The organism is Pacificibacter marinus (assembly GCF_018860665.1).
GTDB lineage: Bacteria > Pseudomonadota > Alphaproteobacteria > Rhodobacterales > Rhodobacteraceae > Celeribacter > Celeribacter marinus_A.
Window position 1 is genome coordinate 1 of sequence record NZ_JAHKPK010000001.1, and the last position, 14,455, is coordinate 14,455.

At 51.7% G+C, this 14,455-nt stretch carries 13 protein-coding genes and 1 tRNA gene; 6 read left to right on the forward strand and 8 right to left on the reverse strand.

Annotated elements, in window-relative coordinates; genetic code table 11:
- Positions 1-137, forward strand: a 137-nt coding sequence (locus KO497_RS00005) for an integrase core domain-containing protein (RefSeq protein ID WP_215941949.1), incomplete at its 5' end; no start/stop codon positions are given.
- A gap of 180 nt (positions 138-317) precedes the next feature.
- On the opposite strand, the gene KO497_RS00010 is transcribed toward KO497_RS00005, so the two are convergent.
- The 6 genes from KO497_RS00010 to KO497_RS00035 form a co-directional block, all read right to left on the reverse strand.
- Positions 318-944 (reverse strand): glycosyltransferase family 29 protein, encoded by a 627-nt coding sequence (locus KO497_RS00010; RefSeq protein ID WP_215941919.1) that lies wholly within the window; start codon positions 942-944, stop codon positions 318-320.
- 3 nt (positions 945-947) lie between these two features.
- Entirely contained in the window at positions 948-2,108 is a 1,161-nt protein-coding gene (locus tag KO497_RS00015; RefSeq protein WP_215941920.1) for a hypothetical protein, read from the reverse strand.
- 230 nt (positions 2,109-2,338) lie between these two features.
- Positions 2,339-2,428, reverse strand: a tRNA-Ser gene (locus KO497_RS00020).
- Positions 2,429-2,533: 105 nt separating this feature from the next.
- Positions 2,534-3,544, reverse strand: a complete 1,011-nt coding sequence (locus KO497_RS00025; RefSeq protein WP_215941921.1) for a GDP-mannose 4,6-dehydratase — start codon at positions 3,542-3,544, stop codon at positions 2,534-2,536.
- Positions 3,545-3,560: 16 nt separating this feature from the next.
- Positions 3,561-4,727 (reverse strand): nucleotide sugar dehydrogenase, encoded by a 1,167-nt coding sequence (locus KO497_RS00030; protein ID WP_215941922.1) that lies wholly within the window; start codon positions 4,725-4,727, stop codon positions 3,561-3,563.
- Positions 4,728-4,846: 119 nt separating this feature from the next.
- On the reverse strand, positions 4,847-5,545 hold the full coding sequence (locus tag KO497_RS00035; protein ID WP_252729430.1) for a sugar transferase: 699 nt from the start codon (positions 5,543-5,545) through the stop codon (positions 4,847-4,849).
- Between the two features lie 530 nt (positions 5,546-6,075).
- On the opposite strand from KO497_RS00035, the gene KO497_RS00040 reads away from it, so the two are divergent.
- On the forward strand, positions 6,076-7,431 hold the full coding sequence (locus KO497_RS00040; RefSeq protein WP_215941923.1) for a coniferyl aldehyde dehydrogenase: 1,356 nt from the start codon (positions 6,076-6,078) through the stop codon (positions 7,429-7,431).
- An 84-nt stretch (positions 7,432-7,515) separates the two neighbouring features.
- Here KO497_RS00040 and ychF read toward each other — a convergent pair whose 3' ends face one another.
- Entirely contained in the window at positions 7,516-8,613 is a 1,098-nt protein-coding gene (gene ychF / locus KO497_RS00045) for a redox-regulated ATPase YchF (protein WP_215941924.1), read from the reverse strand.
- Between the two features lie 139 nt (positions 8,614-8,752).
- Here ychF and trpA point away from each other — a divergent pair, with 139 nt between their 5' ends.
- Positions 8,753-9,544 (forward strand): tryptophan synthase subunit alpha, encoded by a 792-nt coding sequence (gene trpA / locus KO497_RS00050; protein WP_215941925.1) that lies wholly within the window; start codon positions 8,753-8,755, stop codon positions 9,542-9,544.
- 76 nt (positions 9,545-9,620) lie between these two features.
- Here the strand turns inward: trpA and KO497_RS00055 are convergent, their stop codons facing one another.
- Entirely contained in the window at positions 9,621-10,526 is a 906-nt protein-coding gene (locus KO497_RS00055; RefSeq protein ID WP_215941926.1) for an alpha/beta hydrolase fold domain-containing protein, read from the reverse strand.
- 187 nt (positions 10,527-10,713) lie between these two features.
- Here KO497_RS00055 and KO497_RS00060 point away from each other — a divergent pair, with 187 nt between their 5' ends.
- The 3 genes from KO497_RS00060 (at position 10,714) to KO497_RS00070 (ending at position 14,441) form a co-directional block, all read left to right on the forward strand.
- Complete coding sequence (locus KO497_RS00060; protein WP_215941951.1) at positions 10,714-11,820, forward strand: carboxynorspermidine decarboxylase; 1,107 nt, start codon at positions 10,714-10,716, stop codon at positions 11,818-11,820.
- Positions 11,821-11,868: 48 nt separating this feature from the next.
- Complete coding sequence (locus KO497_RS00065; protein WP_215941927.1) at positions 11,869-13,116, forward strand: saccharopine dehydrogenase family protein; 1,248 nt, start codon at positions 11,869-11,871, stop codon at positions 13,114-13,116.
- 161 nt (positions 13,117-13,277) lie between these two features.
- Positions 13,278-14,441 (forward strand): alpha-hydroxy acid oxidase, encoded by a 1,164-nt coding sequence (locus KO497_RS00070; protein WP_215941928.1) that lies wholly within the window; start codon positions 13,278-13,280, stop codon positions 14,439-14,441.
- Positions 14,442-14,455: the final 14 nt, after the last annotated feature.

Sequence of the window (14,455 nt, forward strand, 5' to 3'; positions counted from 1 at the left end):
TGGGACAATACATCTTCGAAACGATTGAGGAGGCACAAGACCAGGCGACTGAATGGCTCTGGACTTACAACAACGAGCGGCCCAACATGGGCATCGGCGGCATAACTCCCGCAATGAAATTGAAAACAGCCGCATGAATTCTATGGCTGGACCCCATTAAAAATGGGGGGATTACCCTTTATGCTCCGCTTCGACCTAAACAATTCATGGAACAGGGTATTTAAATTGAATTTTGACTATTACCAAAGAGGCCGTTTTTCTCGCGCCCAAGGGTTTTCGCGCTGATGCTTCAATATACGTGAGAGCTTCGCTTTAAGCTATCTATTGAGATGGAAGCGGCGATCAGTCTCCAGTAGCGCTTCTATAAAATCGCGCTCGGCGTCGAAATCATGCGGCACCTGCGCAGCCGTGCGATTACCCGAGAGCGATTGGCTTTTAAAAAAATCAAAACCATAAAGCGAAACTTTAGACGCGCCCGATTTTCCAACAAGGTCAATGACCATACATCCAACCGAGGGCGGCGCACCAAGTATCGACTTTAGCGTTTGATTGCGATCCTGATTATTCAGATAGAACCGTGAAAACGCGATCATATGCCAGCTGAGGCGCTTGCGTTTTGTTGGCATCCAGATCAACAGCTTGGGCGATCTGCTTCGGAGCTTGGTCAAAGAAACTCTCTTCGCCACGGCCATCCAATCCGTTCGATTTCCATGTGACACAGCGGACGTGATAGGCGCGTCATTTAGGCGAATTACTATATCGTGCGCGTCTATAGCGCCCCCGAATTCCCGCTCCCTCAAACCGCGAGAATTGCCCACAATGGCCACTGTTTGATGCATCAAATCGTGGAAGAATTCATCTTGCGAAATTGAACAACTCGAAAGGAATTGCTCGCCAAAAAGAGTTTTTCGAACCCAAAACAGTAATCTCTGCCCTACAATCATGCCTCACCCATTCGCCTTTTTGCCGCGCAGATAGGCCTCAGCTTTGGTTTTTAGACGGCCAATTCGTGTCTGCTTTTTCTTGCTAAAGAGCTTGTCTGAAATGATTTTAAAGTCATCCAAGCGCCCTGAAGCTCTGGCCAAATCTAAAACATCGAGAGAATATGCCACCTCACTAGGCTTTTGCATATCCAGAAAGCGAAGATCATTCGGATCAAATCCACTGATTAAGAATATATTGGGCATGCCCAAGCCCGCCGCATGAAACATTGCTTTCGTACGCACACATTTGGAGCAGGTTCCACAATTGTCTGGACGCACCGAATAGTTTTTACAGAATGAAAGAGTTTCCAGAGCAAGCCTATCATCAATGAGCTGGCGAAGCTTTTCGCCTCTCGTGACATCACTAGACAGCGTGTCAATGTGCATTCTGCATCCCTGAAACATTGGGTTGGTCAAACAATTGGTCCCCCAAGGCAGCGTTAAATAATCCTGAGATGCTGGGTGATCAGCCGAAATGAGGCCAGCGCTATAAGTTGAATCAAAAAGAAAGAGGGTTGAGAACAGCTGGAAGCCATGCCCTATAGATGAAGAAATTCCAAATCTACGCATGATAGACGCCGCGTTTGACCGCACTTCAACATTCCGTTCAGAGTATTTTTCTCGGAAGCGGGAAGTCCGTTTTTTAAGCGCTTCAAAACGCTCAAAGTCTTCGCGTTTATAATCCATTCCATGAATTGTCAGCAAGTCTGGCTTTGGGTTCCCTTCCTCCACATATCGCTTGAGTGCGAAAGTAGAATCCACCCCTCCAGAGTACAGCATAAGAGCTTTATTTGTCGCGGCGGGCGGCGGCTTCACATCTATAAAGCCATTTGAGACAACCTTTACAGGCTGGAAGGTTTTCGGCATCCATGCGGACCAAATGACCGACAGCAATTCCGCTTTCTCGCGCGCAATTGGAGAGGTCGCCCCATCAATTTGCAACTCTCCACCAAACCGCATTGCAATCGGCAACGCAGCCCATAAAGCGAAATCACAACTCGGGTCTATAAACTCGGACAGCTCATAAAAAATCTCTCGCCCTCGAATAGACAGCGAAATCCTTTGAGTGTCAGAAGAAATGGAACTGACGGATACAATTGTCCGCCCCCCGCCGTTTACTTGCACAATACTCACCTCATTAAATGTATAAACTGACTTTCAAATAGCCAGAGCAAACCTTCTTGGCAACAAGTAGCTTGTAACCTTCACTGCCCCACCAACCAAGTAAGCACGGACAGGCAAATAGGTGAGGACTTCCCGAAAAGCATCAAACTCAAAACGGGGGGTAAAATGGGGGATCAAAAAAACCCAAGGCCTAATTACTTGAACAAAATCAGACACTTGGGTGCTTTTTCTGGCGGAGACGAAGGGATTCGAACCCTCGAGACCCTTCCGGGCCTACTCCCTTAGCAGGGGAGCGCCTTCGACCACTCGGCCACGTCTCCGTTGACCCGTCTAACGGTCTCGCAGAGGGGAGACAAGATCAAAAAGGCTGTGACTTCTGATTCTTAATAAAAAATTTGGCTGTATGGCCGAAATTCTAACAAGACCTAAACATCGTAATAATCTTTGTACCAGTCCACGAACTTTGCGATGCCTTCTGGCACGGCGGTTTTTGGGGTGTAGCCTGTCAACGATTTCAGCAGGTCTGCGTTGGCCCAAGTGGCGGGCACATCGCCGGCTTGCATGGGCATCAGGTTGCGTTTGGCGGTCTTGCCTGTGGCGGCTTCGATGGCTTCGATAAAATCGACCAGTTGCACAGCGTCTGAGTTGCCGATGTTGACCACACGATGCGGCGCGACAGGGGACAGGCTGTCGCCCGTCGCCACAATGCCATCTTCTGGGCGCACAGGCGGGGTGTCGATCAGAAGGCGAATGGCATGGACAAGGTCTTCGACATAGGTGAAGTCGCGCTTCATGTCGCCGTGATTGTAGACATCGATCGGGGTGTCTTCGAGAATGGCTTTGGTGAACTTGAACAGCGCCATATCGGGCCGCCCCCATGGGCCGTAAACGGTGAAGAACCGGAACATGGTGATCGGCAGATCAAACAAATGCGCGTAGGAATGCGCCATGTTTTCGGTCGATTTCTTGGTCGCGGCATAGAACGACATCTGGTGATCTGCTTTGTCGGTTTCGGCATAGGGCATCTGGGTGTTGGCGCCAAAAGCAGACGATGTGGACGCCAGCAACATGTGCTCGGGCGGGTAGGCGCGCGCTGCCTCGAGCAACTCAAACGTGCCGATGATGTTGCTTTCCAAATAGGAGCGCGGGTTCTCGATCGAATAGCGCACGCCCGCTTGGGCCGCGAGATGCACAACGACATCAGGTTTTTCATCGGCAAACAGCGACATCAAGAGATCAGGCGTCTCAACCTTATCTTCAACAAAGCGATAGTTTTCGGATTGCAAAAGCTGCGCATTGCGGCGCTCTTTTAGGGCCACGTCATAGTAATCAGACATGCAATCGACACCGATCACGCGAAATCCATCGTCCAGGAGGCGGCGACAAACGAAAGAGCCGATAAAGCCGGCCGAGCCGGTGACAAGTGCTGTACGCATTTGAGAAGTCCTTAGATCAGTCCGCGCCAAACAGGTCACGGGTAAAGATTTTATTGGTGACGTCTGAAATATCATCCGTGACGCGGTTGGCGACGATCACATCGACCTCGGCCTTAAATGCTTCCAGATCGTTCACCACACGCGAGCCAAAGAAATCGGGATCCGTCATCACCGGTTCATAAACGATGACCTCGATGCCCTTGGCCTTGATCCGTTTCATGATGCCTTGGATTGATGATTGGCGGAAATTGTCGGACCCCGCTTTCATCACCAGCCTGTAGACGCCCACGATTTTCGGTTTGCGGGCGATGATTTGATCGGACAGAAAATCTTTGCGGGTGCGGTTGGCGTCGACGATGGCGCGGATCAAGTTTTGCGGCACTTCGGAATAGTTTGCCAGCAATTGCTTGGTGTCTTTGGGCAGGCAATAGCCGCCGTAACCAAAACTCGGATTGTTGTAATGCGCGCCGATGCGCGGATCCAAACCGATGCCCTCGATGATCTGTTTGCTGTCCATGCTGCCGGCCATCGCATAACTGTCGAGTTCGTTGAAAAACGCCACGCGCATGGCCAGGTAAGTGTTGGCAAACAGCTTGATTGCCTCGGCCTCATCGGGATCCGTAAACAACACATCCACGTCTTTTTTGATCGCCCCTTGTAGCAGCAAATCCGCAAAGACCTTTGCGCGATCTGAACGCTCGCCGACGATGATCCGGCTGGGATAAAGGTTGTCGTAAAGCGCACGGCCCTCGCGCAAGAACTCAGGACTAAAGATCACCTGAGTGGTGTCGTATTCGTCGCGAATACGATTAACGAAGCCAACAGGAACGGTGGATTTGACCACAATCGTAGCCGTTTCATTGACGGACACGACCAGATTAATAACCTGCTCAACCAATGAGGTGTCAAAGTAATTGGTCTCGGCATCATAGTTCGTCGGCGCCGCGACAATCACGAAATCAGCGTCTTTATACGCCGCAGCCCCGTCCAAAGTCGCGCTTAGACGTAGCTCTTTTTCGGCCAAAAACTGTTCAAGCTCAGCATCCACAATCGGACTCTTGCGCGCATTGAGCATCTCAACGCGCTCAGGTGAGATATCAACTGCAACAACATCATTGTGCTGTGCCAAAAGAACAGCATTCGATAGGCCAACATAGCCAATTCCTGCAACAGCGATTTTCATAGGTTATCCATTTCAACTTAGCGCACGTCTTCCAAAACCTCTCTAGCTGCATCACGCTAGATCCGCTAGCCTGGTCCGCCAAGCTTCAAAACTCAGAACCCCTCATTACGAAAATCATTCTATTGACCAGTCCGAAGCACCATAACTTTAACGGTTTGAAAGATGATCGAAATGTCTTTCCAAAACGAGACACGCGAGACATATTGCAAATCAATCTGAACGCGTTCAGCATATGAAATCGAATTACGGCCAGAGACTTGCCAAGGGCCCGTCACGCCTGGACGCACTGACAATACAGCATCTGCGGCTTCTTGATACTGAGAGCTGATTTCTTCCATTGTGACCGGACGTGGGCCAACAATGGACATCTCGCCTTTGAATACATTGAAGAACTGGGGCAACTCATCGATCGATGTTTTGCGTAGTAATGCACCAAGACGTGTAATTCTAGGATCTTTTTCCAGCTTAAAGTCTGTTAGCCAAGCCGCTTTTTCAGCAGGGTTGCTTTCCAAATATTCGAGCAACTTTACATCTGCATCAGCCACCATCGTGCGAATTTTCCAGCACTTGAATTGACGCCCATCCTTGCCAACACGTTTGTGGCCAAAGAACAGTGAACCACCGTCAGACTTAATGAACGGCGCAACAATGCACAGCAATACTATGACGAATGGAGCAACGAGAAGCGTGAAAATAATATCAAACATGCGTTTAGAGATCATGGAGGTGATAGTGATCAAAGTGCTTTGCGTTTCGAAACGAGCTGCACCCTTAAACGTGTCGCGCTCGCCAGAAATGTTAGTCGAAATATGTGCCATCGAATTACTCCAAGTCCTATCGAAAGTTCTTACATCAAGTGTTGAACTATAATTGCAACTACCACACTCATATGTCGAGTTCACCTACCTGTTAGCAAATTATTAACTCTTCTGGTGTCTTTTTTTGCGAAACTTTTTTGTAGTTTACGTTAAGGCACTGAAAACGAACAAAAGACCATTATTGGACCTTAACAACCATGAGGCGATTTGTTTAATTATTGGGCAACAGGCGAACTTTATCCTTACATTAACCAAAGTTAGTCGCGATTCGTTTCATGTTTATATCGAGCAGCCACATAACAACAACTCTGGAATTCCCGACTTGACCACATGGCATCAAGAATTGCTTGCGCTTTTTCTTTTTGAACAAAAGCCACAACGGATCATTACCGCCATAGATCAGTCAGCCCACTGTCGATAAGGTCGCGACAAATGCGCAGGCTGCGCCCAGAATAGAGTACTATAAGATGAAGACCGCCCCCGCCCTCTCTCAGCTGCCTGCGCAGTTTAATACCCTGAAGACAGCGCACATGACATCGCGCACCGCCGACTTTGAGACTCGGCGTGCATGGCTGGACAGTTTGGAAGCGTTTCTCACAGATTTCGAACCTCAGCTGATCGCCGCGATGCAGGCTGATTTCACCCATCGCAGCCGCGAGGAATGTCTGTCGCTCGATCTGGGCACATCCATAAGCCAAGTCCGATACCAACGACGCCATTTGAAATGGTGGATGCGAAAGCGCTATGTTCTGACGCCTATGCCCTTTTGGCCAGCCCGCGCATATACTCAGGCAACGCCGCGTGGCGTGGTCGGCATTATGGCCCCTTGGAATTTTCCCGTTTACTTGGCCATCGCACCTCTTGCGGCAGCGCTTGCAGCGGGCAACCGCGTGATGATCAAACCCTCAGAACTGGCCCCGCAGACATCAAAGGTCTTGGCCGAAGGCCTTGCACAGTATTTCAGCGCCGAAGTTGTTCAAGTGCTCTTGGGCGGCGCAGATGTGGCCGCCGCGTTCTCCGCCTTGCCCTTTGATCATTTGCTCTTCACCGGTTCCACCGATGTGGGGCGTAAAGTGGCCATGGCTGCGGCGCAAAATCTAACGCCGGTGACATTGGAACTTGGCGGCAAATCCCCCGCCGTTGTCATGCCCTCTGCCGATCTGGATCAGGCGGCCCGACGGATCATTTGGGGTAAAACAGCCAATGCAGGGCAAATTTGCGTGGCCCCTGATTACGCTTTGGTGCCGCGCGATCAAATGGATGCGTTTGTGACATTGGCAGAAAGCTATCTGCGCGCATTCTATCCCAAGGGTGCTGCCAGCAATGACTATTGTGGAGTGATTTCCGAACGGCATTTGGCGCGGATGGACGATCTGTTGACCGAAGTTGAGGCACGCGATGTCAAAGTCGTCCAGCTTTCAGAAGATAATATTCCTGACACACAGAGAAAATGCGCGCCAGCTTTGGTGATTGATCCGCCATTGGATTGCGCCGTGATGACACGAGAAATATTCGGGCCGATCCTACCCATCGTTCCCTATGATACTGTAGAACAGGCGCTAAATTTCGTAAAAACGCGTGATCACCCTCTGGCGCTTTATGTTTTTGCGCAAGACAAAGAAGACCAAGACCTATGGCTTGAGCGCTCGACCTCTGGCGGGGTAACCATCAATGACACAGTGATCCATGTAGCCGTGGACAGCCTGCCCTTTGGCGGCGTTGGTGCATCAGGATATGGCGCCTATCATGGCAAGGCGGGGTTCGAGACCTTCAGCCATATGAAACCCGTGCTACATCAAGCCAAATGGAACGCGATGAGTCTGACAGAGCCGCCGATGACTGGCATGAAAAAACGGTTGATGAAACTGGCGCGTAAGTTGATGTAGTTGGATTTCGGCCCATCACCCTTGGAACCAACTCAAAAGGCCGCCCTTATCAGGCGGCCTTTTGATATAAAATGATCAATAGGTTTACGTGTTGAACAAGAAGTGCATCACATCGCCATCTTTGACGATGTAGCCTTTACCCTCAGCACGCATTTTGCCGGTTTCTTTGGCTTTTGTTTCGCCTTTGCATTCGATGTAATCATCATAGGCAATGGTTTCTGCACGGATAAAGCCGCGCTCGAAATCGCCGTGAATAACACCTGCAGCCGCAGGGGCACCTGTGCCCGCAGGGATCGTCCAAGCGCGCGCTTCTTTTGGACCAACGGTGAAATAGGTTTCTAGTTTCAACAGTTGATAGCCTTCGCGGATCAAACGGTCGAGACCCGCCTCTTCCAAGCCCATCTCGCCCAAGAACATTTCGGCTTCCTCCGCATCAAGCTGGGAAATCTCTTCTTCGATTTTGGCGGAAATCACCACAGCGCCCGCACCTTGTGCAGCGGCCATTTCAGCCACAGCCGCAGAATGCGCGTTGCCTTTTGAGGCATTTTCTTCTTCGACGTTGCACACATATAAGATCGGCTTCTGCGACAACAGCTGCAGCAAGCGCCACGCTTTGGCGTCATCTTCGTCCACCTCGACGGTGCGCGCAGGTTTGTCGTTTTCAATCGCCTCTTGTGCGGCGGCCAAAAGACGGTCTTGCTGGATCGCGTCTTTATCGTTGCCTTTGATTTTACGCACGAGACCAGAACGACGTTTGATGATGCTTTCAAGATCTGCCAGCATCAATTCGGTCTCAATCACAGACGCATCATCAACGGGGTCCACGCGGCCCTCAACATGGGTCACATCGCCGTCTTCAAAACAACGCACCACATGGGCAATCGCGTCACATTCGCGGATATTGGCCAGAAACTGGTTGCCAAGGCCCTCGCCTTTGGACGCACCTTTGACCAGACCCGCAATGTCGACAAATGTCATACGTGTTGGGATGATCTGCTTAGAACCTGCGATCTCGGCCAACGCGTCAAGACGCGCATCAGGCACGGCCACCTCACCCACATTGGGCTCGATGGTACAAAACGGAAAGTTCGCGGCCTGCGCGGCTGCGGTTTTCGTCAAAGCGTTAAAAAGCGTCGACTTGCCCACGTTTGGCAGCCCAACGATACCCATCTTAAAACCCATGTCGCGTCCCTTTCCGTGTCGATTCCACGCGTGTCTATGCGCCAATTCGCAATCGCGCAAGACCAACAGGCACGCTTGCCCATTGCACTTGGGCCAAAGATCGGCGAAACCTGAGCGCAAACGCAGAACGGAGCCTGATATGACACGGATCGACGATAAATTTGCCGCGCTGAAAGCCGCAGGGAAAAAAGCCTTCGTGGCCTATGTTATGGCCGGAGATCCTGACGAGGAAAAAGCGCTGGACATCATCAAGGCGCTGCCGGCGGCAGGCGTGGACATCATCGAATTGGGTATTCCTTTCACCGACCCCATGGCCGACGGCGGCACCATTCAATTGGCAGGTCAACGCGCGCTTGAGGCAGGCATGACCTTGCAAAAGACACTTGATATGGCCGCAGCGTTTCGGGCGTTTGATGATACCACACCGATCGTGATGATGGGCTATTACAATCCGATCTATTCACGCGGCGTGGACCAGTTCCTGGTGGACGCGAAAGCGGCCGGCGTTGACGGTTTGATCGTTGTCGACCTGCCCCCTGAGGAAGACGACGAGCTGTGCATTCCCGCGCAAGCCGCGGGTCTGAATTTCATTCGCCTTGCGACACCGACCACAGACGCGAAACGCTTGCCAAAGGTTTTGACCAACACCTCTGGCTTTGTCTACTACGTCTCAGTGAACGGCGTAACGGGCGCAGCTGAAGCGTCCGGCGACAGCGTTGGTCCCGAAGTGGCGCGGATCAAATCGCATACGGATCTGCCTGTAATCGTTGGTTTTGGCGTGAACACGCCGCAGAAAGCCCGCGAAATCGCATCAATTTCCGATGGTACTGTTGTGGGCTCTGCTATTGTGAACCAGATCGCCCAAGGCAAATCTGTCGAAGAGGTTGCAGCTTTCGTGAAAACATTGGCGGATGGCGCGCATAGCGCCTAAGCCCCCACCACACAGAAAAATCCAGTCAAAGGGGGCCCAAAGGCTCCCTTATTATCTTTGCCAAATTAAACTCAGCCTAAAGTTGACCCTTCAAAAAATGTGCGGCCTGTTCCAAAGCATTGAAAGACGGGGCATAGAATTGGCCGAAATGCGCGAACCCATGCGGCACATCTTTAACTTGTATGTAAGTATATCGCACGCCTGCTTGCGCCAATTCCCCCGCCAACCATTTGGTGTCTGAGGCCAAGCAGTCCAATTCAGCTTCGCACAGATAAGCGGGCGGCAAATCATGCAATTTGGATTTGGACAAATCGCCATATTTCGGGTCGCTGTGATCGCCAAGATACCAATCCCACATGCGCGCCATGGCCTCAGTCGTTAGCCCATGATCGCCTGCGCCAAAAGCCTTGTGCGACGTTGTGTCAAACAGGCGTCGATAACAGCCATACCATAACAGCAAAGCCGAAATCACGTCGCCGCGCCCATCATCGCGCAGACGCAAAGCCGCCCCCAACGCCAGATTGGCCCCCGCACTGTCACCGGCGAGAATGATCTTGGCATGGGGCTTAGTTCTGATCGTATCGTCAATAAGCTGCATCAGATGATCCAAACCCGCAGGATATGGATGTTCAGGCGCAAGCGGATACTCAGGCCCCAAAACCTCATAGCCGGTCAATGCCGCCAGATCCGTCATAAGCCCACCATGGGTGATCGTATCGCCCGTCACCCAACCACCGCCATGCGCATAAATAATCACAGCAGATCGATCCACAGATTTGGGCAGAAAGCGTCGCAAAGCGCCAATGTCCATCACCTCAACCTGATCCTTCAAACGCCCGACAAGCCCAGCGCGTGCTTTACGAGCCGCCTTGCGGATCATCGGCATGTCTTCTTTCGCGTCGCCCACAAGGTTCGGCGCGGAAAAGCGTTGTGAAGTCTCAAGCAAAGCAGGATCGGGGCGCTTGGAACTTGTTTCAGTCATATCTTGGGCCAGCCATATTTTTGATCAGTTATATAAGTGTCTTTTCTGGGGGATAGTTTTTGGCACAAGAGCACCGCAACACAAGCGAAATCAACCCTTGGCAAAACGGGTTTCACTTGCCCGAAAGGTCAAAAGACACTACCTGAACCCTTCATATATTTTTTAATGCAGCCGTGAGACCCCGATGATCCAGACGCCATACTACCTCATCGACAAAGCCCGTCTTTTGCCAAATATGGAAAAGATCGCGCATCTGCGTGAAATGTCTGGCGCCAAGGCCTTGTTGGCGCTCAAATGTTTTGCCAGCTGGCCTGTGTTTGATTTCATGTCCGATTACATGGATGGCACCACCTCGTCGTCTTTATACGAGGTTAAGCTGGGCCGCGAAAAGTTCGGACCTGACAAAGGCAAAGAAACCCACGCCTATTCTGTCGCTTGGGCGGATCACGAAATCGACGAGGTCTTGCGTGTCTCTGACAAAGTGATCTTCAACACCGCGGCACAGCTTTTGCGTTTTGAAAGCCAGTCCCGCGACCACACGCGCGGGTTGCGCGTCAATCCCGGTGTGTCGACCTCCGACTTTGATCTGGCTGATCCGGCGCGGCCTTTCTCGCGTCTTGGCGAACACACGGCGGCGGGCATCGCCCCTGTTGCGGATTTGATCTCGGGCTTTATGTTTCACAACAATTGCGAGAACGACGATTTTGACCGCTTTGATGAAATGCTCGGCCATATCGAAGATCGCTTTGGCGCGCTGATCAAGCAAATGCATTGGATCTCGCTTGGTGGCGGCATACATTTTACCGGCGATGACTATCCGCTTGCGCGCTTTGCCGAACGCCTGAAACGCTTTTCTGGCGAAAACGAAGTGCAAGTTTATCTGGAACCCGGCGAAGCGGCGATCACGGGATCGACCACCTTGGAAGTCTCTGTCCTGGACACCCTACACAATGGTAAGAACCTTGCCATCGTCGACAGCTCCATCGAGGCGCATATGCTGGACCTCTTGATCTATCGTGAAAATGCCAAAATCAGCCCCAACATCGGCGCGCATGACTGGATGGTCTGCGGCAAATCTTGCTTGGCAGGTGATATATTTGGCGAATTTAAGTTCGAAAAACCACTTCAAACCGGCGACCGCCTGTCCATTCAGGACGCAGGCGGTTACACAATGGTTAAGAAAAACTGGTTCAATGGCGTCAAGATGCCTGCCATCGCTGTGCGCGAACTGGACGGCTCGGTCAATCTCGTGCGCGATTTTGACTATTCTGATTTCGTTGCGGCGCTGGGGTAACTCCCTAAGCTGCTCACACACCCAACCCACCAAAGGGGGTCTTTTGCATTGACTAAGAACGTACTCATCATCGGCGCTGGCGGCGTCGCTCAGGTCGTCTTGCACAAATGTGCGCAAAACAACGATGTGTTTGGCGAAATCCATATCGCCAGCCGCACGCTTTCCAAATGCGAAAGCTTGCTTGAGACTGTCGCAGACAAAAACGCGATGAAACAAGAGGGCGTTCTTGCGGCGCATCAAGTCGACGCGATGGACACAAGTGCAGTTGCGGCGCTGATCCGCAAAATTGACGCCGAGATCGTGATCAACGTTGGGTCTGCTTTCGTCAACATGACGGTGCTTGACGCCTGTATCGAAACAGGTGCCGCCTACATCGACACAGCGATCCATGAAGACCCTGCAAAAATTTGCGAAACGCCGCCGTGGTACGCCAATTATGAGTGGAAGAAACGCGACCTATGCGCCGAGAAAGGCATCACCGCCATCTTGGGCGCGGGCTTTGATCCGGGCGTTGTGAATGCCTTCGCGCGCTTTGCGATTGATGAATTCATGGACGAGGTCACATCTATCGACATCGTTGACATCAACGCAGGCGATCACGGCAAATATTTCGCGACCAACTTTGATCCTGAAATCAATTTCCGCGAATTCACTGGCACGGTCTATTCATGGCAACAAGGCGCGTGGCAAAGCAACGAGATGTTCGAAGTGGGCAAAGTCTGGGACATGCCCGTTGTCGGCCCATCGCAGGCCTATATGTCTGGTCATGACGAGGTGCATTCGCTGTCAGCCAACTACCCGCAAGCTGACGTGCGCTTTTGGATGGGCTTCGGCGATCACTACATCAACGTCTTTACCGTATTGAAAAACCTTGGCCTTTTGTCAGAGCAACCCGTGACGACCGCCGAAGGACAAGAGGTTGTGCCGCTCAAACTGGTTAAAGCTGTGCTGCCTGATCCATCGTCCTTGGCGCCGAATTACACTGGCAAAACATGTATTGGCGATCTGGTCAAAGGCACAAAAGACGGCGAACCAGTAGAAGTCTTCGTCTACAACGTGGCCGACCACAAAGACGCCTATAACGAGGTTGGGTCGCAAGGCATTTCCTATACCGCAGGCGTGCCGCCTGTTGCAGCAGCACTATTGGTCGCGAATGGCGCATGGGACACGAAAACCATGCGCAACGTGGAAGAGCTTGATCCCAAACCATTTTTCACCATCATGGACCGTATCGGCCTGCCGACACGCGTTCAAATCGGTGGATTGGGCGGCAAGGACCAAGCCTGGAACGCATAAGCGCGCGCACATAAATCATTCAAAAGCCCGCATCATATGCGGGCTTTTGCGTTTCTGACCCTACTTTTGCGCAGCACAATGCGAAACATACGAAATTAGATTGCGCGATATGACCTGAATTGGTAACTGAACATAACCAATTCAGACCAAAGAGGTGCCTCATGGCCGTCATCACAAACATTGCTGATCTCAAACGTCAACACAAACGACGCACGCCAAAGATGTTCTACGACTACTGCGAAAGCGGGTCTTGGACCGAACAAACCTTTCGCGAGAACACCTCTGATTTTGATCAAATTCGGTTCCGCCAACGCATCGCTGTAGACATGACAGGGCGCTCGACCGAGACAAAGATGATCGGTCAAGACGTTGCCATGCCCGTGGCGCTTGCCCCTGTTGGGTTGACAGGAATGCAATGTGCTGATGGCGAAATCAAAGCCGCGAAAGCCGCCGAAAAATTTGGCGTGCCCTTCACGCTGTCCACGATGTCTGTCTGTTCAATCGAGGAAGTCGCCAAACACACGACCAAACCCTTTTGGTTCCAGCTCTATGTGATGCGCGACCAAGAGTTTTTGGAAGGCATCATCCAGCGCGCCAAAGACGCGAATTGTTCCGCGCTCGTTTTGACGCTCGATTTGCAAATCTTGGGGCAGCGCCACAAAGATTTAAAGAACGGGTTGTCTGTTCCTTTGCGCCCGACAGCTGGCAACATGTTAGACCTCGCGACCAAATGGCGTTGGGGTATGGGTATGCTGGGCACAAAGAACAAATCTTTTGGCAATATTGTCGGCCATGCCCGCGGCGTCAGCAACATGGGGTCTTTGATGACATGGACAGCCGAGCAATTCGACCCGCGCCTTGACTGGGAAAAAATTGCAAAAATCAAAGAGATGTGGGGCGGAAAGCTCATTCTTAAAGGCATCATGGAACCCGAAGATGCGCTCAAAGCCGTAGAAGTGGGCGCGGATGCCATCGTCGTGTCGAACCATGGTGGACGTCAGCTGGATGGAGCTTTGTCATCAATCAAAATGCTGCCCGCGATCATCGATGCCGTGGGAGACCAAATCGAAGTGCATCTGGACAGTGGCATTCGCTCTGGTCAGGACGTCCTCAAAGCCATCGCAATGGGGGCAAAAGGCACCTATATTGGTCGCGCCTTTATCCACGGTCTTGGGGCCAATGGCGAAGCTGGCGTTACAAAAGCGCTTGAAGTGATCCACAAAGAAATGGATCTGACCATGGCGCTTTGCGGGCGCAGACATATCGAAACAATGGACCGCGAAACAGTCCTCGTGCCTAAAAACTTTGCTGGCGACTGGGCCTAACACATCTCAAATAA